Origin of the sequence: Actimicrobium sp. GrIS 1.19 (genome assembly GCF_035984655.1) — a bacterium.
Classification (GTDB): Bacteria; Pseudomonadota; Gammaproteobacteria; order Burkholderiales; family Burkholderiaceae_D; genus Actimicrobium.
The window spans coordinates 13,758-34,174 of record NZ_JAXCHT010000001.1 but is presented as its reverse complement, the minus strand read 5'-3'; the positions used below and the strand labels follow the sequence as shown (position 1 = coordinate 34,174).

Sequence of the window (20,417 nt, the reverse complement as noted above, 5' to 3'; positions counted from 1 at the left end):
TGCGCATGACTCACCCGACCGTGCTGGTACTTGGCGGTACCGGTTTTATTGGCTCCCGAATCATTGCGCAACTGGTTGCGCAAGGACATCGGGTTATCGTGCCGACGCGGCGTTACCAGCGGGCCCGACATCTCGCGATGTTGCCGACCGTTGATATCGCCGTCGCCGATATCCATGACGATGCCGACCTGGCCACGCTGGTGCGACGCGCCGACGCCGTGATCAATCTGGTCGGCGTGTTGCATTCGCGCCCGGCCGAAGGTGATGCCCCGTACGGGCCGGATTTTGCGCGAGCCCATGTCGATTTGCCGAAACGGGTAGTGGCGGCATGCGTTGCCTTCGGGGCAGATCGCTATCTGCACATGAGCGCGCTGGGCGCGAGCGCCGATGCGCCGTCAATGTATCTGCGTTCGAAGGCCGCCGGCGAGGCTGCGGCGCTGTCGACCGGCACCCTGGCGGTCACCGTGTTTCGGCCATCGGTGGTGTTTGGCGAAGGCGACGCATTCCTGAACATGTTCGCGCGCCTGCAACGCTGGTTTCCGCTGTTGCCGCTGGGCGGCGCGGATGCCCGCTTTCAGCCGGTGTATGTCGGCGATGTGGCGCAGGCGTTCGTCAATGCGCTGGACAATCAGGAGACGGTCGGGAAGACCTACGAACTGGCCGGGCCGCGCGTCTATCGCTTGCGTGATCTGGTCAGGCTGGCCGGGCAATACGCCGGTCATGCGCGTCCGGTCATTGGCTTGCCGGAACCGTTGGCGCGCCTGCAGGCGCTGATGCTGGAATTTGCCCCCGGCGGACCGGTCATGAGTCGCGATAATCTTGATTCGATGAAGCGCGACAATATCGCCAGCGGGCCGATGTCGCCGGAACTGGGCGTGACGCCCACCGCGCTGGAAATCATCGCACCGCAGTACCTGGCGACGGCCGACAGAGGCAGTCATTTTGACCAGTACCGCGTCAGAGCCAAACGCTGAAGTCCTGCCTATTTAACCCGGAGCGGAACCACCATGCAAGCCACCGAACTTGACCCGACCTTGTCGCAAACGCTGGAAGATGCCGGCAAGACGCCGCTGACGCTGGTCATTGCCAATAAACGCTATTCCTCCTGGTCGATGCGGCCGTGGCTGGTACTGAAAGCCTTTGGGATCGCCTTCAAGGAGATTCGGATCGGGCTTGGCCGCGATGACACCTCGCTGCAGATTTCGATGTATTCGGCGGCCGGACGCGTGCCGGTGCTGCTGGCCGGCGAGATCGCGGTGTGGGATTCGCTGGCGATTTGCGAATATCTGGCCGAACAGTTTCCCGAAAAATCGATGTGGCCCAGCGATGTCGCGGCGCGGGCGATGGCACGCTGCATTTGCGCCGAGATGCACTCCGGCTTCACCGGCATGCGCAGTGCGATGTGGATGAATATCGGTGCAGATTTTCGGGGCAAGGGACATACCGTCGAAGCCCAGAGCGATATCGGCCGCATCAGCGAAATCTGGGAAACCTGCCTGGCCCATTTTGGCCATCATCAATTTTTGTTCGGCGAATTTTCCATCGCCGATGCGTACTTCGCGCCGGTGGTCACGCGCATGCAGACCTATGGCGTATCGCTGGCGCCGGCGTTGCAGGCGTATGTGGAACGCGTCACCGCGCATCCGGCCGTAGCGCAATGGATCAGCGAGGCGATTGCCGAGCCGGAGCGGGTTGAAAGATATGACGTCTACCCGGACCCTCCGGCGCGCTGAACAGTGACCATGAGGATTTATACGGTCGGTGGCGCGGTGCGTGATGCGTTGCTGGGATTGCCGGTCAAGGATCGCGATTATGTAGTGGTCGGAGCCACGCCCGATGAGATGGTGGCGCAGGGTTTCACGCCGGTCGGCAAGGATTTTCCGGTGTTTCTTCATCCGCAGACGCACGCCGAGTATGCGCTGGCCCGCACCGAGCGCAAAACCGCGCCGGGCTACAAGGGCTTTGTGTTCCACGCGGCCACCGACGTGACGCTGGAACAGGATTTGGCGCGGCGCGACCTGACCATCAATGCCATTGCGCAGGACGAGTCCGGCGCGCTGACGGATCCATTCGATGGGCGTGGTGACCTTGAGCGCAAGCTGTTTCGACACGTGTCGGAGGCATTCGCGGAAGATCCGGTGCGCATTCTGCGGGTGGCGCGCTTCGCCGCCCGCTTTGCCGGATTTGTGGTGGCGCCGGAGACCAATGCGCTGATGCAGCGCATGGTGGCCGCCGGTGAAGTCGATGCGCTGGTGCCGGAACGGGTCTGGCAGGAACTGGCACGCGGATTGATGGAGGCGCAACCCTCGCGCATGTTCGCTGTGCTGCGCGACTGCGGCGCGTTGGCCCGCCTCCTGCCGGAGCTTGACTGTCTGTGGGGCGTGCCGCAGCCTGCCAAATATCACCCGGAAATCGACACCGGCGTGCATGTCATGATGGTCCTCGATTACGCGGCGCAGCAAGATCTTTCGCTGCCAATCCGGCTGGCGGCACTGTTGCACGATCTCGGCAAAGGCACCACGCCGGCGGCCGAATGGCCCGCCCATGATGGTCACGAAGGGCGCAGCGTGAAGCTGGTCGAACGGATCGCCGAGCGCCTGAAAATCCCGAATGACTGTCGCGACCTGGCAGTGATGGTCGCGCGCGAGCACGGCAATGTCGGGCGTGCGCTGGAATTGCGTGCAGCCACCATCGTCAATCTGATCGAACGCTGCGACGGCTTGCGCAAGCCGCAACGATTCATGGACATGCTGCGCGCGGCCGAATGCGACCACCGCGGTCGCACCGGTTTCGACGCTGTCCCGTTTCCGCAGGCCGCCTGGCTGGCCGCTGCCCTGCGCACCGTTCAGGCAGTGAATGCCGGCGAGATTGCGCTGCGTCTGCAGGATCAGCCGACTCGTATCCCTGATGCCATTCGCGCAGCGCGGGTGTCGGCCCTGGATGCGCTCCTGCATGGTCGTTCCAGCAAGGTTTTTGACCCAAAGTAAGCGATGTTTTTCGGGTGGATTTAACACTCGGTATCAATGGTGGCGAAATTGCGACGCTTCAGCGGTGCGTTGCAGCGAAATAGCATTCGGCGTTCTGGCAGGGATCGTATTCATGGCCTACAATGCATTGGTGCGCTGCACAACAGCGCCCGCTATTTTCATAGGAAGTGCCATGAATCTCACCGCGACCGAACCCTCGGTTTCAAACGCCGGCAACAACGCTGGTGCACCAGGCTCACAGGAACATCAGGACTTGCGCGCCAGCGTGCGCGTCAAGGAACTGTCCGAACGTGATCGTCGGCGCATGTTGATGCACTTCCTCGCGTTAGCCGATAGTGACCGCTTGCTGCGCTTCGGCAGCGCACTGCCGGATGAGCTGATTACCAAATATGTGCAGAAGATCGATTTCGCGCGCGACACGCTGTTTGGTGTCTACGACAACGCGCTCAAGCTGATTGCAGTCGGACATCTTGGCTTCTCGTCGCGCGACGCATTGCCGATGCATGCCGATGTGACCAACAAGGAGCGCGTGGCCGAATTCGGTGTATCGGTTTCCTCCAGCGCCCGCAATATGGGGATAGGCACGAAATTGTTCGAACGCGCTGCCACGCATTGTCGCAACGCCGATGTCGATACCCTGTACATGCACTGCCTCTCTTCCAATCAGACCATGATGCGCATTGCGCGCAAGGCTGGCATGGAAATCGAGCGCTCCCATGGCGAAGCCGATGCGTATCTTAAATTGCTCCCGGCCAGCGCAACCAGTGTCATGCGCGAAGCCGTCGATGAGCAGGTGGCGCAACTCGATTACACGCTCAAGGCCAACACCCGTGCCGCCGTCAGATGGCTGGGCAATTTCCCCGGATTCAAATAATTCCTAAACCAGCGGCAATGCCGTCGTGTCCTTGATGCGTTGCAGTGCAAAGCTTGACTTTACGTCAAGCACTGCTGGATGGCGCAACAGCGTTTCCATCATGAAGCGCGAAAAATGTTCCATGTCCTCGACGTGCACGCGCAGCAAATAGTCCATCTCGCCGGTCATTGCGTAGCACGCCACGACTTCCTGCCAGTGGTCGACGGAACCGGCGAAATCGGCGCGCGGTGATTTCGATCCCGGCGCGTCGCCATGTTTTTCCAGCCGCACATTCACATACGCCAGCAGGCCAAGGCCGATTTTTTCGGGGGCGAGCAAGGCCACGTACTGTCGAATCACGCCGGCGTCTTCCAGTCGCTTGATGCGTCGCAAACACGGCGATGGGGACAGGCTGACCCGCTCGGCTACCTCCTGATTCGACAGGCGTCCATCGGTCTGCAAAATGGCGAGGATCTTGCGATCGGTCTTGTCCAGTTCAATTTTCGGCATAAATCACCTTTTCGTTCGCGGTTCCCGCAATCTTATTGCTGTATTGCGTGAGGATAGGGATTTATTTGCAATTTTCTGCGGCCTGCTCACGCCTATACTCTCTCGATAATTTACCGACAGGAGACAGCATGGACTTCCAACCTTGGGATAACCCGATGGGCACCGACGGCTTCGAATTCATCGAGTACGCTGCGCCCGATCCGCAAGCGCTGGGCGCGCTGTTCGAGCAAATGGGTTTTTCGGCCATCGCGCGCCACCGCCACAAGGATGTCACGCTGTACCGGCAAGGCGAAATCAACTTCATCATCAATGGCGAGCAGGATTCCTTTGCACAGCGCTTTGCGCGCCAGCATGGTCCATCGATTTGCGCGATTGCCTTCCGCGTCGATGATGCCGCCTTTGCCTACAAACGCGCGCTGGAGCTGGGTGCCTGGGGGTTCGATAACAAGACCGGACCGATGGAATTGAACATCCCTGCGATCAAGGGGATCGGTGATTCGCTGATTTATTTTGTCGATCGCTGGCGCGGAAAATCCGCCGCCAAAGGTGTGCAACCTGGCGCCATTGGCGACATCAGTATTTACGATGTCGACTTCATTGCCATCCCCGGCGCGGTCGCCAATCCGGTCGGCAACGGCTTGACGTACATTGATCACCTGACCCACAACGTGCATCGCGGCCGCATGAAGGAATGGGCCGAATTCTACGAGAACCTGTTCGGTTTCCGCGAAGTGCGCTATTTCGACATCGAAGGCAAACTCACCGGCCTGAAATCGAAGGCGATGACTTCGCCGTGCGGCAAGATTCGCATCCCGATCAACGAATCGTCGGACGACAAATCGCAGATCGCCGAATACCTGGACCTGTATCACGGCGAAGGCATCCAACACATCGCGCTCGGTACCGACGATATCTACGGCACGATCGAACGCATGAAAGCCACGGTGGCGTTCCAGAGCACCATCGCCACGTATTACGATCTGATCGACCGCCGCTTGCCTGGCCATGGCGAAAACGTCGATGAACTGCGCCGCCTGAACATTCTGGTAGATGGCACCAGCAGCGCGACCGAACGCGAGTTGCTGCTGCAGATTTTCACGCAGACTGTGATCGGCCCGATCTTCTTCGAAATCATTCAGCGCAAGGGCGACCAGGGCTTCGGCGAGGGTAACTTCCGTGCCCTGTTCGAGTCGATCGAGCTCGACCAGATCCGCCGTGGCGTGCTGAAGGACGACAGGGCGGTGCTGTGATGGGCGCGATGGAAAGTCCGGCCGGACAAGCTGAATTTCTGAAAACGCTGGAAGAGAAATCCAGCGGTGGCAAACTGCGCGGCGACTATTCGCGTGCCGATGCGCAGTATGTCGTCAAGCAGCAGTGGGACGGCTACACCGACGCGCAGCATGAATTGTGGCGGCGCCTGTACGAGCGGCAGGCCCGCCTGCTGCCCGGCCTGGCCTGCGAGGTGTTCATCGACAGCCTGAAAAAAATGGATGCCTCGCGCGGGATTCCCGATCTGGAGAAGATCTCGGCGCAACTGGTGCAAGCCACCGGCTGGACCCTGGTCGCGGTACCGGGGCTGGTCCCTGACCTGACGTTCTTCGAGCATCTGGCCAATTGCCGTTTTCCGGTCACGGTCTGGTTGCGCGAGCCGGAAGAGTTCGACTACATCGTCGAGCCGGATATCTTTCATGATTTCTTTGGTCATGTGCCGCTGTTGTTCAACCCGATCTTTGCCAACCACATGCAGGAGTATGGCAAGGGCGGGCTGAAAGCCATGACGCTCGATGGCTTGACCGAGCTGGGACGGCTGTACTGGTACACCGTCGAATTCGGCCTGATGCATACGCCGCAGGGACTGCGCGCCTATGGCGCCGGCATCCTGTCGTCGGGCGGAGAAATCGTCCATTGCCTGACCAGCCCCGAACCGCATCGGCTCCCATTCAATGTCGAACGCGTCATGCGCACCCGCTACAAGATCGACTCGTATCAGGAAACCTATTTCGTCATCGACAGCTTTGAACAACTGTTCACCGATACCGCGCCGGACTTCACGCCAATCTACGCCCGTCTGCACAGCGTCGATGCCCTGCCGGCGAATGCCTTGCTGGCCGGTGAAACGGATCTGCCGCTGTAACGCGAACGTGTAAAATGCCCTGACGGAAACCCGTGTGCCCACGAAGCGCGCTGGTGTTCCATGACCCCAATCGAATGCGACGATAACGCATCCACCGCACCACCCAAGAATACAATTTTTGGCACGGAGACAAGCATGAACGCACCCCTGAAACCAGATCAGTCGCTGGCACCCGAACAGCCGTCCGGCGCCATTTCACTCGACGACAAATACACGCTGGAGCGCGGACGCGCGTTCATCACCGGCACACAGGCGATGATCCGGTTGCCGATGTTGCAGCGCCAGCGCGATGTGCGCGCCGGCCTCAATACCGCCGGCTTTATCACCGGCTACCGCGGTTCGCCGCTGGGCAGCGTCGACATGACCGCCGCCAAGGCCAAGAAGCATCTCGACGCGCACCACGTGAAATTCCATCCGGGCATGAACGAAGACCTCGCCGCGACCAGTGTCTGGGGCACGCAGCAGGTCAATCTGTTTCCGGGCGCGCAGTACGACGGCGTGTTCGGCATGTGGTACGGAAAGGGGCCGGGCGTTGATCGCTGCGGCGACGTGTTCAAGCATGCCAACATGGCCGGTACCTCGAAGCACGGTGGTGTGCTGGTGCTGGCAGGGGACGATCATGCGGCCAAATCCTCGACCACCGCGCATCAGAGCGAACACATCCTCAATGCCTGCGGGATCCCGGTGCTGTATCCGTCGTCGGTGCAGGAATATCTCGATTACGGTCTGCATGGCTGGGCGATGAGCCGTTACACCGGCTTGTGGGTGTCCATGAAATGCGTGACCGATATTGTCGAGTCCGGCGCCTCGGTCGACCTGGATCCGGAGCGCGTGCAGATCGTCATCCCGACCGATCTGGACCTGCCCGCCGATGGCCTGAATATCCGCTGGCCGGATGCCGTGCTGGATCAGGAAGCACGGATGAACAACTTCAAGTGGTATGCCGCGTTGGCCTACGCGCGCGCCAACAAGCTCAACAAGATCATCTGGGACAGCCCGCATGCGCGCATCGGCATCGTCACCGCCGGCAAGTCGTATCTCGACACCCGCCAGGCGCTGGCCGATCTGGGCATTGATGAAACCGTCGCACGCGATATCGGCATCCGGCTGTTCAAGGTCGGCATGACCTGGCCGCTCGAAGCGCAGGGCGTGCGCGAATTCGCGCAGGGACTGGAAGAAATTCTGGTGGTCGAGGAAAAGCGTCAGGTCATCGAATATCAGTTGAAGGAAGAGCTGTACAACTGGCGTGATGACGTGCGGCCACGCGTGGTCGGCAAGTTTGACGACACCGGCGAGTGGAGCATGACGCCCGGCAAAGGTCATGGCGACTGGCTGCTGCCGGCGACCTACGAGCTCAACCCCGCGCAGATTGCCCGCGCAATTGCGACCCGTATCTCGAAATACTTCGCCGGCCATCCGGTCGAGCAGCGCGTCAAGGAACGCATCGCCTATCTGGAGGCGAAGGAATCGATCCTGAAGGTTGCCACCAAAGCCGACCCGGCCAAGGACCGCATTCCGCATTTCTGTTCCGGCTGTCCGCATAACACCTCGACCAAGGTGCCCGAAGGCAGCCGCGCGCTGGCCGGCATCGGTTGTCACTACATGGTGCTGTGGATGGATCGCGAGACCTCGACCTTCACGCACATGGGCGCCGAAGGCACCACCTGGATCGGTCATGCGCCGTTCACCAGCGAACAGCATGTGTTCACCAATCTGGGCGACGGCACGTACTACCATTCCGGCCTGCTGGCGATTCGCGCGTCGGTCGCCGCCAAGGTCAACATGACCTACAAGATTCTGTACAACGATGCGGTCGCCATGACCGGCGGCCAGACCGTGGACGGTCCGATCGACCCTGCCATGATTTCACGCCAGATTGCGGCCGAAGGCGTCACGCCAATCATTGTCGTCACCGACGAACCCGACAAATATCCGGCCGGCTATCCGTGGGCCGAAGGCGTTACGGTGCGGCATCGCAGCGAGCTCGATGCCGTGCAGCGCGAACTGCGCGAGTGCAAGGGCATCTCGGCGATGATTTACGACCAGACCTGCGCCTCCGAAAAACGGCGTCGGCGGAAGCGCAACGAGTATCCGGACCCGGCCAAACGCGCCGTCATCAACGAGGCCGTATGCGAAGGTTGCGGGGATTGCAGCGTGCAATCGAACTGCTTGTCGGTCGAGCCGCTGGAAACCGAATTCGGCCGCAAGCGCCAGATCAATCAATCGTCCTGCAACAAGGATTTTTCCTGCGTGACCGGGTTCTGCCCGAGTTTCGTGACCGTCGAAGGCGGCAAGCTGAAGAAGCCAAAGAAAGTCGCTGCGGCCGATCCGAAAGTGCCGGCGATGGTGCTGCCGCATCCGCTGCTGCCGACCACCGCCACGCCGTACGGCATTCTGGTGGCCGGTATCGGCGGCACCGGCGTGGTCACCGTCGGCCAGATCCTTGCGATGGCGGCGCACGTCGAGGGCAAAGGCTGTTCGGTGCTCGACATGAGCGGCCTGGCGCAAAAAGGCGGTCCGGTGATGTCGCATGTGCGGCTGGCCGATTCGCCCGACGACATTCATTCGACCCGCGTCGGCACCGGCGCCTCGGATCTGGTGATCGGTTGCGACGTGATCGTGGCCGCCAGTCGCGATGCGTTGTCACGCATGGGCGAGGGGCGTACCTTCGCGGCGATCAATTCGACCAGCACGCCGACGGCGGCCTTCGTCAAGAACCCCGACTGGCAGTATCCGGGCGCAGCGGCAGAAGCCGAGCTGCGCACGGCCTGCGGCGCCGAGCGGGTCGATTTCATCGATGCCGGCAAGATCGCCACTGCGCTCATGGGCGACAACATCGCCACCAACATGTTCATGCTGGGCTACGCGTGGCAAAAGGGCTGGGTGCCACTGACGGAGGCGGCGCTGATGAAAGCCATCGAACTCAATGGCGTGTCGATCGATTTCAACAAGCAGTCATTCGTGTGGGGCCGCACGGCGGCGCACGATCTGGCCGCAGTCGAAAAGATCGCCAGGGTTGGCGACAGTCCGGCCCAAATCATCGAGTTCAAGCGTGCGCCAAATCTGGAGGACGTCATCGCCCGCCGGGTGGCTTTCCTGACCGACTACCAAAATGCCGGCTATGCGTTGCAGTATCGTGAATTCGTCGAGCAGGTACGGCGTGCCGAAACGGCCGTGGCAGATGCTGCCAAGCCGTTGCGGCTCACCGAGGCGGTGGCGAAGTATCTGTTCAAGGTGATGGCCTACAAGGACGAGTACGAAGTCGCGCGCCTGTACACCAATCGTGCGTTCAGTGACAAGATCGCCGGCATGTTCGAAGGCGATTACAAGATCAAATTCCACCTCGCGCCGCCGCTGCTGGCAAAGAAGGACGCGAAAGGTCATCTGATCAAGCAGGAGTTTGGCGGCTGGATGATGAAAGCGTTTGCGGTGCTGGCGAAATTCAAGGGTTTGCGCGGCACGCCGCTGGATGTCTTCGGTTATACCGACGAACGCAAGATGGAGCGCAATCTGATCGTCACGTATCGTCAAACGATTGCGACGCTGTTGCCAACGCTAACGCCGGACAATCTGGCTGCGGTGACTGCGATTGCCAGCATCCCGGAAGATATCCGCGGCTACGGGCACGTCAAGGAGCGCCATTTTGCAGCAGCCAAGGCAAAAGAGCAGGCACTGCTGGCAGGCCTTCATGCACCGGTAATTACGGAGCTGGCGCGCGGCAAGCATGCGGCATAGGGCGTGATCGACAAACGCGGACGACTGTCGCTCGGCCCGGCTGAGAGATAGTTGTCCGCGCAATGTGGACAGACCCCAGGCCGGGATGATGCATCCGGCCTGTTCACGGCGCTGCGCGCCCGTCCGTTTTGTCAGGGGATGGTACGCAGCGCAGCGATCGTTGCTGCATCCATCTCGATGACCACCGACGTGTAGTTGTCAATCGGCGCAAGCACGGCTTCGCGCGGTCCGAATTTCCATTCATCGCTGGCATAAAAGGCATCCTGGCTGCGGGTGCGGTGCGCCAGGCTGTCATACGCGCGCAGCAGATAATAGCTGTCGCTATCATGTGGTGACGGTCCGCAGGCGACGACATCGACCTGCCATTTTCTCAGCAACGGTAACGACTGCGTGAGCATCAGTTGATGGAATTCATCGCGCGTGCCGCATTCGAGATTGTAGGCACGGATCTCGACAAACCTAGACATCGGCATGGCCCCGCTGGACGTATTGCGCATAGCCGTTTGCGCGCAGCAGGCAGGCCGGACAGGTGTCGCAACCGAAGCCCCAGTCGTGCAGGAGGCCGCGCTCGCCGAGATAGCAGGTGTGGGTGTCGGCACGAATCAAATCCACCAGCTCGGCGCCGCCGAACGACTCGGCCAGTGCCCAGGTGTCGGCCTTGTCGAGCCACATCAGCGGCGTCTCGACCTTCAGGCGCGTTGCCATGCCCAGGTTGAGCATGACCTGCAACGCCTTCATCGTATCGTCGCGACAATCCGGATAGCCGGAAAAATCCGTTTCGCACATGCCGCCGACCAGGACATCCAGTCCGCGCCGGTAGGCCAGCGTTGCCGCGACTGTCATGAACAGCAGATTGCGACCTGGCACGAAGGTGTTCGGCAAGCCATTTTCGAGCATCTTGATCTCGACGTTCTGCGTCAGCGCGGTGTCGGAAATGTTGGCGATTAGCGAGAGGTCAATCACGTGGTCCTCGCCGAGCTTGCGGTCCCAGTCGGGCGACAGCGCTCGCACCTTGCGCAGCACGCCGGGTCGCACGGTCATTTCGATGGCGTGGCGTTGCCGGTAGTCGAAGCCAATGGTTTCGACCCGTGCGTAATGCTCCAGCGCCCATGCGACGCATGTGGTGGAGTCCTGGCCGCCGCTGAAGAGGACGAGTGCGCCGGTAGAAATGGTCATGGAAGGGGGTCCTTGTTGCGTGGCACCTGATCAGTGCCGGAATTGGCATCTCTGGCAAGGGATTATAAGGCGACGCCCCGCGGTATCGCGCAGCAATTGTGCGGCGCACCCGCCGGCAACGGTGTCCGATCCCGCCGCGCAGGAGGTTGTCAGCCATTGCCGTCACGCCGGTCCAGTGGCGACACAATAGCGCCGCGGGTTTCGTCCGGCGCCCGCAGGTAGATCATGGTCGTCGCCACGTCGGCATGGCCGAGTAGTGTTTGCACCGTGCGCAGGTCGACGCCGGCCTCAAGAAGATGCGCGGCAAAGGTATGCCGCAAGACGTGCTTGGAGGCGGACTTGGTCAGCCCGGCGGCGAGAAAGGCGCGCTTGATTGCCCGGTGCACGCCTTGCTCGTACAGGTGATGGCGTCGCAGTATGCCGCTGCGGGGATCGATTGATTCGCGCTCTGCCGGAAATAGCCAGAACCATTCCCATTGTGTTCCCGCCTGGGGGTCCCTGGCTGCCACGGCATGCGGCAGCATGACGCCGTTGCGTTGATGGTTACGATCTTCCTCATAAGCGTGCCGGGCAGAGGTGATTTGCTGGCGCAATGGCTGTGTCAGCGCCGCCGGCAGCAATGTCACGCGATCCCGCTCACCCTTGCCATGACGTACGACGATCGCGCTGCTTTCGAAATCAATATCCCGGATACGCAGTTGCGCGCACTCAATCAGGCGCATGCCGGCGCCGTACAGCAGCCTGGCAAACAGGGCATTGAGCCCCTGCATGTTGGCGAATACGCGATCGATTTCCGATGGCGTCAACACCGTAGGCGGTTGTGAAAGCCGGGGCGGAGGCGGAGTGACAGCGATCAGGCCCGGGTCAAGCTGCAATACTTGCGTGTACAGGAACCGCAGGGCCCGCACTACCTGGTTCCTGGCCGCACCGGTCATCTGGCGCTTGTCCGCAAGATGCGCAAGGAACGCGCCGATCTCGGGTCCGCCCAACTCCTTCGGGTGGCGCGGATGATGAAAGCGCATGAACAGTTTTGTCCAGTAGATACACTCCCGCTCGGTTCGCGGGCTGCAGGCGCCATTGCGCATGCATTGTTTGATCTGTTCAAGCAATGGTGGCGGAATGATGCGGTTGGGGCGGGAGAAGTCTGTCACGGTCAGCTGGCACTGTTTATATGTACAGTATCTTGTCAGTTGAAACGGTGATGCAGGTTGCGATGTATCAAGTGGACACGCATTTCGCGCGTGCTGGCATTGTGCGTAATGCTTGATTTGCCACAACGGATCCGTTGGCGATTTGCAATTCCGGTCGACGGTTAACGGTGGTAATCTTCGTCGTAATTTGTCGCCTTCCCGACGCGCCCGCCGTTTGCGCGAACTCATTGCCCTGCCCCGTACGAAAGTGATTCTTCAGTGACCGAGCCTGCTGCCCCCGATGCAAACCGGCGCGAACATGAGCGCAAGCTGTTTCGCAGCAAGGGCCATCTGATCCTGTTCGGTGAGGCGGTGCGCGAAGTGCGTACCTTCGACCTGAGCATCGCCGGCGTGGGCGTCATTGCAAGCAGCAATCTCCAGCCGGAAACGCCGTGTCTGGTTCGGCTTGTCATCCCGGTCAAGACCGGCGGCAGCAATCTGTTCGAAATCCCCGCCCGCGTCATCCATGCCGTCTTCAGCAGCGGTGAAGACGGTTTCAAGGTCGGCCTGCGATTCGTCAGCCTGACTCCCGAGATCGCCCAGGCAATCTTGCGTTACCTGAATTCCTGACGTCATTCAGTCGGCCGAATCATCACCCCACCAACGGAGCATGCAATGGACCTGATCGACGCAATTGCCAAGGACAAGGAATTCCGGAACAAATTTGCGGCCGCCATCGCTGCCAAAGTCCAGCTCGATGCGGCAACCATTGCCAAGACAGATCGCTGCGTCCTGGGCAACTGGCTGCACGGGGAAGCCACCAGGACGTGCATGTTTCTCAAGTCCTACAAGCCGTGCCTTGAAGCACATGCCGCCTTCCATGTGCAGGCGGCCAAAGTGGTGCGCGAAATCAATGGCGCGGAATACGTCGATGCGCAGGCGATGCTGGCCGGAAGCGGAGCATTCGCGAAATCGTTCGGGGTGCTTGAGGCCGCCGTCCTGCTGCTGAAAAAAGAAGCGAAAATGTAATGGCCGATGCGCGTTTGACGACGCCCGCCGGACTGCCGCCGCGCCGCAGGCTGCCGGCGCGATTTGCGGCGATTGTCACGCCGGCGATTCTGTCGGTCTTCATGACCTGCATCGTGTCGCTGGTGAGTACCCTGCAGGCGATTGGCCCGGGCGCGGGATTCACCGGAAAATGGCTGACGGCGTGGGGTATTTCCTGGCTGGTTGCCTTCCCAACACTGATGATCGCGCTGCCGCTGGTGCGCCGCCTCACCGCCGCATTGGTCGACCAACGCTAAGGCTTTTGGCGGCCTGCTGGCAGCAACCATTCGCCGGCATTCGGGGTTAGACTCTGCGCACTTCAATTTGCATTTGCGTGCCATGCGTGTTCGCCGCCATCTCAACAACATCTCTGTCAATCTGGCGTTCTGGTTTTGCCTGTCGTCCATCCTGCTGACCTGCATCCTTTCCGAGATCATCGGCCGCGTGGCAAGTGATTCCGTCAATGTCCAGTTGCGCGAAAAGCTTGCCGACATCGCCTTCCAGACCACCGACAAACTCGATCAGGGCCTGTTCGAACGTTACCGCGAGGTGCAACTAATGGCCAGCCGATACCGTGTCGGCGAACCCGCGATGTCGCTGGCGACGATGCAGTCGATGATCGATCAGGCGCAAGATACCTACAGCGACTATGCGTGGATCGGCGTGGCCAATGTGAATGGCACGGTGATCGCCTCGACCAAGGGTATTCTGGCCGGCGCCAACGTCGCTGCGCGTCCATGGTTTTCCAACGCGATGCGGGGCGCATCGAATGTGATGGACTTGCACGAAGCGAAAATGCTGGCCACCAAACTCGCTCCCGCCCCATCTGGCGAGCCGCTGCGCTTCGTCGATGTCGCGTTTCCGCTGGTCGCCCCGAATGGTGCGCTTGAGGGCGTTCTGGGCGCGCACCTGTCGTGGGAATGGGCGCGCAAAATCGAACAATCGGTGATTACGCCGTCGATGCGCCGCAGCCACATCGAGGCCATGATTCTCGACAGTAGTGGCAAGGTGTTGCTTGGCCCGCCATCCGTGCAGGGCAGTACGCTGCGTCTGCCCGGTTTGGCGGCGGTCGAACGGGCTGGCGTGAGCTCGGCCGTCGAGCACTGGCCAGACCAGCGTGATTATCTGGTCGGCTACAGCAAATCGCGCGGCCACCCACCCTTTCCCGGCTTTGGCTGGACCGTACTGGTGCGCCAGGACGCCGTCGAAGCGTTTGCGCCGGTGCGCCTGATCCAGCAGAAGGTGTTGTGGACAGGTGGCTTGATCGCGCTCCTGTTTTCCCTGATCGGGATCGTCAATGCCCGTCGCATTTCGCGCCCGCTGGTGACACTGGCGCGTGAGGTGCTGCGCTTTCGCACGGGCGAAACGACGCGTCTGGAAGTGCCGGCCGGCGCCTATCGCGAGATCACCGAGCTGTCGATCTCCTTCATCGTGCTGGTGCGCGACCTGGAACAGAACGAGGCCGCCCTGCAAGGGCTGAACGCGTCGCTGGAGCAGCGGGTGTCCCGGCGCACCGCCGAGCTGGCCGCCAGCGAGGACCGGTTGCGGCAGATTCTGGAGCATTCGCATGATGCGTTCATTGCCATCGGCGGCCAGGGCGAGGTCACCGACTGGAACCGCGAGGCCGAGCAGACCTTTGGCTGGAGCGCCACCGAAGCGGCAGGGCGCAATCTGGCAGAACTGATCATTCCGCCGGCGATGCGCGGCGCGCATGCGGCGGGCTTTGCACAGTTCCTGCAGACCGGACAGGGACCGGCGCTGAATACCCGCATCGAGGTGGTTGGGATGCACCGCGACGGACACGCGATTCCGATCGAAATCTCGATCGCCGGTTTTCATAATGGCAGCGGCTACGTCGCCAACGCCTTCCTGCGCGATATCACCGAGCGCAAGGCCGCCGAACAAACCATCCGTGACAGCGAGCAGCGCCTGCAAGCGATTACCGACCACTTGCCGGTCCTGATTTCGTACATCGATCAGCAGCATGTGTTTCGCTTTGCCAATGCCAATTTCAAGGCATGGCTGGGCCTGGAGCCAGACCTTGTCCTCGGCCAGCATTGCCGCGCGATTCTGGGCGAGGCCTTGTACGAACAGCGCCGGCCGAACATCGAACGGGCGCTGCGTGGCGAGCAGATCACGTTCGACATTGCCTCGACGGTGCTGGGCGTCGAACGTCACATGCACACGATCTATGTTCCTGCGGTCAACAGCAACGGCGTGATCGGCGGCATCTATACGCTCACGTCGGATGTGTCCGAACTCAAGGCGGCTGAACAACGCATGGCCGTGCTGGCCCGTCACGACACCCTGACCGGTTTGCCGAATCGCTATCAGCTGGATGAAAAGCTGTTCGAGGCGGTGCGCCGCTGCCAGCGTTCCGGCCTGTCGATGGCAGTGATGTTTCTCGATATCGATCACTTCAAACAAATCAACGATACCCGCGGCCACGCGAGCGGCGATGCGGTGCTGCAGGAATTTGGCCGCCGCCTGCAAAAGAGTGTGCGTGTCACCGATACCGTGGCGCGGTTGGCGGGCGATGAATTCATTGTCGTGCTCGAAGGCCTGCACACCGCACAGGAAGCCGAGGCGGTGGCCGGCAAGATGCTGCACAGCGTCGCGGCGCCCGTGGAGGTTGGCGACACGCCGTTACACATCACAACCAGCATCGGCATTGCCTACACCGATGGCAGTTATCTGAATCCGGCCGACCTGATGGCGCACGCCGATGCCGCCCTGTACGAGGCCAAGGCGCAGGGGCGCAACCGCTATTTCTGCGCCTATCTGTCCGACAGCCGGACCGCGCTGCCGGTGGGATAGACGAAAAAAAGACGCCGGTGCATGCCGGCGTCTTTCTGGTTGCTGCAGGCGATCCGAACGGATCGTGCTGCGTCGGAGCAATTACTTCGGCATCAACACGGTGTCGATCACATTGATGACGCCATTCGATTGCACCACATCGTAGGTGCTGATGCTGGCCGTATTGCCACTGTCGTCCATGACGACGATGTTGTGCATGCCGTTCATGGCGAAGCTCAGCTTGCCGCCGCTGGCCGTGATCAGTTGCGCCTTGCCGCCGTCTTTTTTGATCAACTGGTCGAGTGCCTTGAAGTCATATTTGCCGGGCACCACGTGATAGGTCAGGATCTTGGTCAGCGTGGCCTTGTTTTCCGGCTTGACGAGGGTCTCGACGGTGCCGGGCGGCAGCTTGTTGAAGGCCGCGTTGGTGGGTGCGAAGACGGTGAACGGGCCTTTGCCCTTGAGCGTCTCGACCAGGCCGGCGGCCTTGACTGCGGCCACCAGCGTGGTGTGGTCGGCCGAATTGACGGCGTTGTCGACGATATCTTTGGTGGGCATCATGGCCTGGCCGCCGACCATGATGTCGGCCGCGAGGGCGACATTGGCAACCAGAATGGCCGCCGAGAGAACCAGTGCATGTTTGATTTTGCGCATCATATTTCCTTTGAGTTGGGAGGGTTGTAGCCGATTGCCCAACTAAATACGGCGCCGCCCGCCAATCGGATTCAGGGATTGTGTTTTCCTCCGGTTTTCTACACACTTGCATGCATTAAATTGACATGTGATCGAACCACCCTGACATCGACGAAACCCCAATGAGACCCTGAACATCATGCCTGGACATCACGCCATTCTCGCCCTTGATATCGCCGGTAATCCCTTTGCCTGGCTCTCGCCGCAGGAAGCGGTGCACTATTACGCGGTCAACAAGGTGGCGTGGGAGCTGGGGGATGAGGCGATGCTGTTTCGGGGCGGATATTCGAAGGGCGGGGTCCAGTCACTGCTGGAAATCAAGCCGATCATCGCGGTAGCCGGCAGCGAAATCATGGCGAAAATGCTCAAGCCACTGCCGCTGGGCGACAACAACGACCTGCTCTTCAAGCGCGATCACTACACCTGTGCGTTCTGTGCCCAGCGCTTTCAGCGGCAACAGTTGTCGCGCGACCATGTCGTGCCGCGCTCGCGTGGCGGCGCCGACAGCTGGACCAACTGCGTGACCGCCTGCCGCAAGTGCAATGGCGAAAAGGGCTCCCGGCTGGTGGCCAATTTCCGACCGCTGGTGTACGTGCCTTACGCGGTGTGCCGGTTCGAACACTTCCTGTTGTCCGGCCGTCATGTGCTGGCCGACCAGCACGACTATCTGGCGGCGTCGCTGCCCAAGCACAGCCGGATGCTGTAGACCATTTCCACAGAGAGACCGGATGCGCCGAATTACGATCTCCGTCGAAGAATCGCTGGCCGAACAGTTTGACAAGCTGATCGAAACGCGCGGCTACGCCAATCGATCCGAAGCCTTTCGCGACCTGCTGCGCAACCACATTGAGTCCGAGCGCAAATCGCACGGCGGCGCATTGCATTGCATCGCCACCGTCAGTTACATCTACAACCATCACGAACGCGAACTGTCGAGCCGGCTGGCCTCGGCGCAGCACGATCACCACGACCTGTGCGTGACCACCACGCATGTCCATCTCGACCACGACAATTGTCTGGAAACCGTGGTCCTGCGCGGCCGCGTCAATGCCGTCAGCGCCTTTGCCGACAGCCTGGTTGCGCAGAGCGGCGTACGGCACGGGAATATCCATATCGTGCCGGTGCAGCGCGAGGCGGCGACTGGTGGCCGGCATCCGCATGTGCATCTGATGCCGCGGACCTAGAACGTCGTATTCAGCGTCACCCGGTACGAACGCGATTCAATCGGATGAAAGTGCACGTCGTTGACACCCCCGGCGGCCTCGCCCGGCAGGCGCGAGGCGTAGTAATAATCAATCGCGGCATCGCGCCGGTTGGTCAGGTTATATCCTTCAAGTTCGATTTTCGTGCTCGGGCTGAGTTTGATGCCGACGCGGCCGTTGAGTGTGACAGTGCTGGCCGAGCGCACCGAATCGTCTTCGATCAACGGGCGCGGCCCGAAGTAACGCAGCTGCAGCGCGCCGAAGTATGGGCCCAGGTTATCGACCGCCAGCGCCAGCGAGGCGACGCCCTCGACCGCGCCTGGCACGCGTTGTCCAACCAGGTCGACATCGCGAAAACGCGCGCGCGCAAACGCCACATCGGCATCGATGGTCAGCCAGCGCGTGGCGCGGTAGTAGTTCGAGAATTCGAAGCCGGTGCGGCGCGTCGCGCGTCCGGCTTCGGTGGTGCCGGCGTCGCCGGCGAAGGTCAGTTCGGAATCGAAATCGAGCCGGTAGAACGACAGCGCGCTTTGCAGGCCTGGCACGATTTCCGATCGCAGACCCACTTCCAGTCCGCGTGATCGCACCAGCGGCGGCACGCGGCGTGCCGCTGCGCCAGTCTTCGGATCGACGCTGATGGTGGCGCCGCGCGCGTCATTGCTGTGAAAGCCGCTGCCGATGTTGAAGTAATACTCGGTCTTGTCCCAGGGGCCGAACACCAGATTGAGTTTCGGGCTGATTGTGTGATCGTTGGCAGTGCCGGAATTTTCCGGCGTGACTTTGCTGTTCACATCGAACCGGTAAAAGTCGGAACGCAGGCCGGCGATGGTGCGGAACCTGTCGGTCCAGCGCGTCGTGTTCTCAAAGAATGCACTCGCGCTGGTTTCGACGATATGGTCGTCGCGCGTGGTCGACAGGCGCCGCTGCGCGCGTGTGCTGTCGAGGCCGTTGTGGATATTGTCGTTCTGGAACTGCAGGCCGACCCGGCTTTCCGCTTCGCGCCCGAGCCATTGAGTGCGCCATGTGTGGGCAGCGTTGATGGCCGTGGTGATGCGTCGATCCGGCTGCGAGAACTGGTCGCCGTTGATCGGGTCATCGAGAAAATACGTGAAATTGGAATACAGGTCGAGCCGGTTGTTGATCGCATAGGCATTGATGGTGGTCGAACTTGTCTCACTGTTGCGATGCCACTCGCCCGACAGGCTGTATCGGTGCGCGCTGCCGCCATCGGTCTGATCGATCGCATCGAAGCGGCCGACGCTGCCATCGACGACGGCACGCTGCGGGATTTGATCCGTCGAATGCCAGCTGCCGTGATACGCCATGGCGCCGAGATTGAACCCGCTGGCGGCGCTGCCTTCGCTATAGCGCAGCACGCCGTTGACCTTGCGGTAATCGTCGCCGACGCGGAACGGACCGTCATTGTGAAACAGCTCCAGCGCATACAACAGGTGAACATTGCCGAACGCCGGTGAATTGGCCAGCAGTGCCCGGCGATAGCCGCTGCCGCCCACGCCGATGCTGGCCAGTCCCTCTGGCAGGACATCGGCATAGCGCACGCTCACCGCGCCAGCGGAGGCGAAGTCGCCTTCCTCGGCGTAATACGGCCCCTTGCGGTATTCGAGACGGGTGGCCAGCTCCGGAATCATGAAATTCAGGTCGGTCCAGCCCTGGCCGTGCGCGTGGCTGCGCTGATTGATCAGCATGCCGTCGACTGTCGTACGCAGGTCGGTGCCGTGATCCAGATTGAAGCCGCGCAGATAGAACTGATTGGCCTTGCCCTCGCCGCTGTGCTGGCTGACGATCAAGCCCGGCGTGGCCTCCAGCAGTTCACCGGGACGGTACACGGTGCGCGCTTCCAGCTGCTTTCGGGTGACCACGCCGGCATTGGCCGACTCGGCGATGCCAATTTGGCTCAGGCGTGAGCTTTCGACGATTACCTGTTCCAGCGTGGCCTCCTGCTGAGCCTGCGCATTGCTGCTGGTGGCAATCACGCCGGCGAGCGCGATGGTCAGCAGCGGGTGGCGCATTGACAGGTGGCGGAGCGGGGGAGTTGTGCGCATGATGGTTCGGGCAGGTTGGATTGGCGACGGTGCGCGTGTAAGACGAATAAATAATTCATCTTACAAGATACGCGCGCACGCCTGCCCCGGA

At 61.1% G+C, this 20,417-nt stretch carries 19 protein-coding genes; 13 read left to right on the top strand and 6 right to left on the bottom strand.

What is annotated here, in order from left to right:
- The first annotated feature begins 5 nt into the window (after positions 1–5).
- From RCH09_RS00170 to RCH09_RS00155, 4 genes are all read left to right on the top strand, one after another.
- Entirely contained in the window at positions 6–974 is a 969-nt protein-coding gene (locus RCH09_RS00170) for a complex I NDUFA9 subunit family protein (protein ID WP_326938985.1), read from the top strand.
- A 33-nt stretch (positions 975–1,007) separates the two neighbouring features.
- Complete coding sequence (locus RCH09_RS00165) at positions 1,008–1,733, top strand: glutathione S-transferase family protein (protein ID WP_326938984.1); 726 nt, start codon at positions 1,008–1,010, stop codon at positions 1,731–1,733.
- Between the two features lie 9 nt (positions 1,734–1,742).
- Positions 1,743–2,987: a multifunctional CCA addition/repair protein gene (locus RCH09_RS00160; RefSeq protein WP_326938983.1), complete on the top strand. Its 1,245-nt coding sequence runs from the start codon at positions 1,743–1,745 to the stop codon at positions 2,985–2,987.
- 172 nt (positions 2,988–3,159) lie between these two features.
- Positions 3,160–3,861 (top strand): GNAT family N-acetyltransferase, encoded by a 702-nt coding sequence (locus RCH09_RS00155; protein WP_326938982.1) that lies wholly within the window; start codon positions 3,160–3,162, stop codon positions 3,859–3,861.
- Between the two features lie 3 nt (positions 3,862–3,864).
- Here RCH09_RS00155 and RCH09_RS00150 read toward each other — a convergent pair whose 3' ends face one another.
- Positions 3,865–4,350, bottom strand: a complete 486-nt coding sequence (locus tag RCH09_RS00150) for an Lrp/AsnC family transcriptional regulator (RefSeq protein ID WP_326938981.1) — start codon at positions 4,348–4,350, stop codon at positions 3,865–3,867.
- 128 nt (positions 4,351–4,478) lie between these two features.
- Between RCH09_RS00150 and hppD the strand changes: the two genes are divergently transcribed.
- From hppD to RCH09_RS00135, 3 genes are all read left to right on the top strand, one after another.
- Positions 4,479–5,600, top strand: a complete 1,122-nt coding sequence (hppD, locus tag RCH09_RS00145; protein WP_326938980.1) for a 4-hydroxyphenylpyruvate dioxygenase — start codon at positions 4,479–4,481, stop codon at positions 5,598–5,600.
- Positions 5,600–6,484 (top strand): phenylalanine 4-monooxygenase, encoded by an 885-nt coding sequence (gene phhA, locus RCH09_RS00140; RefSeq protein ID WP_442784981.1) that lies wholly within the window; start codon positions 5,600–5,602, stop codon positions 6,482–6,484. The genes hppD and phhA overlap by 1 nt, the downstream gene beginning before the upstream one ends.
- Positions 6,485–6,619: 135 nt before the next feature.
- A complete protein-coding gene (locus tag RCH09_RS00135) occupies positions 6,620–10,219 on the top strand; it encodes an indolepyruvate ferredoxin oxidoreductase family protein (RefSeq protein ID WP_326938978.1) in 3,600 nt (1,199 codons plus the stop codon).
- Between the two features lie 131 nt (positions 10,220–10,350).
- Here RCH09_RS00135 and RCH09_RS00130 read toward each other — a convergent pair whose 3' ends face one another.
- From RCH09_RS00130 to RCH09_RS00120, 3 genes are all read right to left on the bottom strand, one after another.
- Positions 10,351–10,686: an NIPSNAP family protein gene (locus RCH09_RS00130; protein ID WP_326938977.1), complete on the bottom strand. Its 336-nt coding sequence runs from the start codon at positions 10,684–10,686 to the stop codon at positions 10,351–10,353.
- The gene (gene queC, locus RCH09_RS00125) at positions 10,679–11,395 is read right to left on the bottom strand and encodes a 7-cyano-7-deazaguanine synthase QueC (protein ID WP_326938976.1); all 717 of its coding nucleotides are present in this window, start codon (positions 11,393–11,395) and stop codon (positions 10,679–10,681) included. Before queC ends, RCH09_RS00130 begins: the two co-directional genes overlap by 8 nt.
- Before the next feature lie 149 nt (positions 11,396–11,544).
- Positions 11,545–12,672, bottom strand: coding sequence for an integron integrase (locus tag RCH09_RS00120; protein ID WP_326938975.1), 1,128 nt, complete (start codon positions 12,670–12,672; stop codon positions 11,545–11,547).
- A gap of 132 nt (positions 12,673–12,804) precedes the next feature.
- Between RCH09_RS00120 and RCH09_RS00115 the strand changes: the two genes are divergently transcribed.
- The 4 genes from RCH09_RS00115 to RCH09_RS00100 all read left to right on the top strand — a co-directional run bounded on the left by RCH09_RS00115 (position 12,805) and on the right by RCH09_RS00100 (position 16,389).
- On the top strand, positions 12,805–13,155 hold the full coding sequence (locus RCH09_RS00115; protein WP_326938974.1) for a PilZ domain-containing protein: 351 nt from the start codon (positions 12,805–12,807) through the stop codon (positions 13,153–13,155).
- Positions 13,156–13,200: 45 nt separating this feature from the next.
- Complete coding sequence (locus tag RCH09_RS00110) at positions 13,201–13,554, top strand: CZB domain-containing protein (RefSeq protein ID WP_326938973.1); 354 nt, start codon at positions 13,201–13,203, stop codon at positions 13,552–13,554.
- Positions 13,554–13,829 carry a DUF2798 domain-containing protein gene (locus RCH09_RS00105; protein WP_326938972.1) on the top strand — a complete coding sequence of 92 codons (276 nt, stop codon included), beginning with the start codon at positions 13,554–13,556 and terminating at the stop codon, positions 13,827–13,829. The genes RCH09_RS00110 and RCH09_RS00105 overlap by 1 nt, the downstream gene beginning before the upstream one ends.
- Positions 13,830–13,911: 82 nt before the next feature.
- Complete coding sequence (locus RCH09_RS00100) at positions 13,912–16,389, top strand: diguanylate cyclase domain-containing protein (protein ID WP_326938971.1); 2,478 nt, start codon at positions 13,912–13,914, stop codon at positions 16,387–16,389.
- 81 nt (positions 16,390–16,470) lie between these two features.
- Here the strand turns inward: RCH09_RS00100 and RCH09_RS00095 are convergent, their stop codons facing one another.
- The gene (locus tag RCH09_RS00095) at positions 16,471–17,022 is read right to left on the bottom strand and encodes a fasciclin domain-containing protein (protein ID WP_442784980.1); all 552 of its coding nucleotides are present in this window, start codon (positions 17,020–17,022) and stop codon (positions 16,471–16,473) included.
- 178 nt (positions 17,023–17,200) lie between these two features.
- On the opposite strand from RCH09_RS00095, the gene RCH09_RS00090 reads away from it, so the two are divergent.
- Positions 17,201–17,767 carry an HNH endonuclease gene (locus RCH09_RS00090; protein ID WP_326938969.1) on the top strand — a complete coding sequence of 189 codons (567 nt, stop codon included), beginning with the start codon at positions 17,201–17,203 and terminating at the stop codon, positions 17,765–17,767.
- Between the two features lie 22 nt (positions 17,768–17,789).
- Complete coding sequence (gene nikR / locus RCH09_RS00085) at positions 17,790–18,245, top strand: nickel-responsive transcriptional regulator NikR (protein WP_326938968.1); 456 nt, start codon at positions 17,790–17,792, stop codon at positions 18,243–18,245.
- On the opposite strand, the gene RCH09_RS00080 is transcribed toward nikR, so the two are convergent.
- Complete coding sequence (locus RCH09_RS00080; protein ID WP_326938967.1) at positions 18,242–20,326, bottom strand: TonB-dependent receptor; 2,085 nt, start codon at positions 20,324–20,326, stop codon at positions 18,242–18,244. The genes nikR and RCH09_RS00080 overlap by 4 nt on opposite strands.
- Positions 20,327–20,417: the final 91 nt, after the last annotated feature.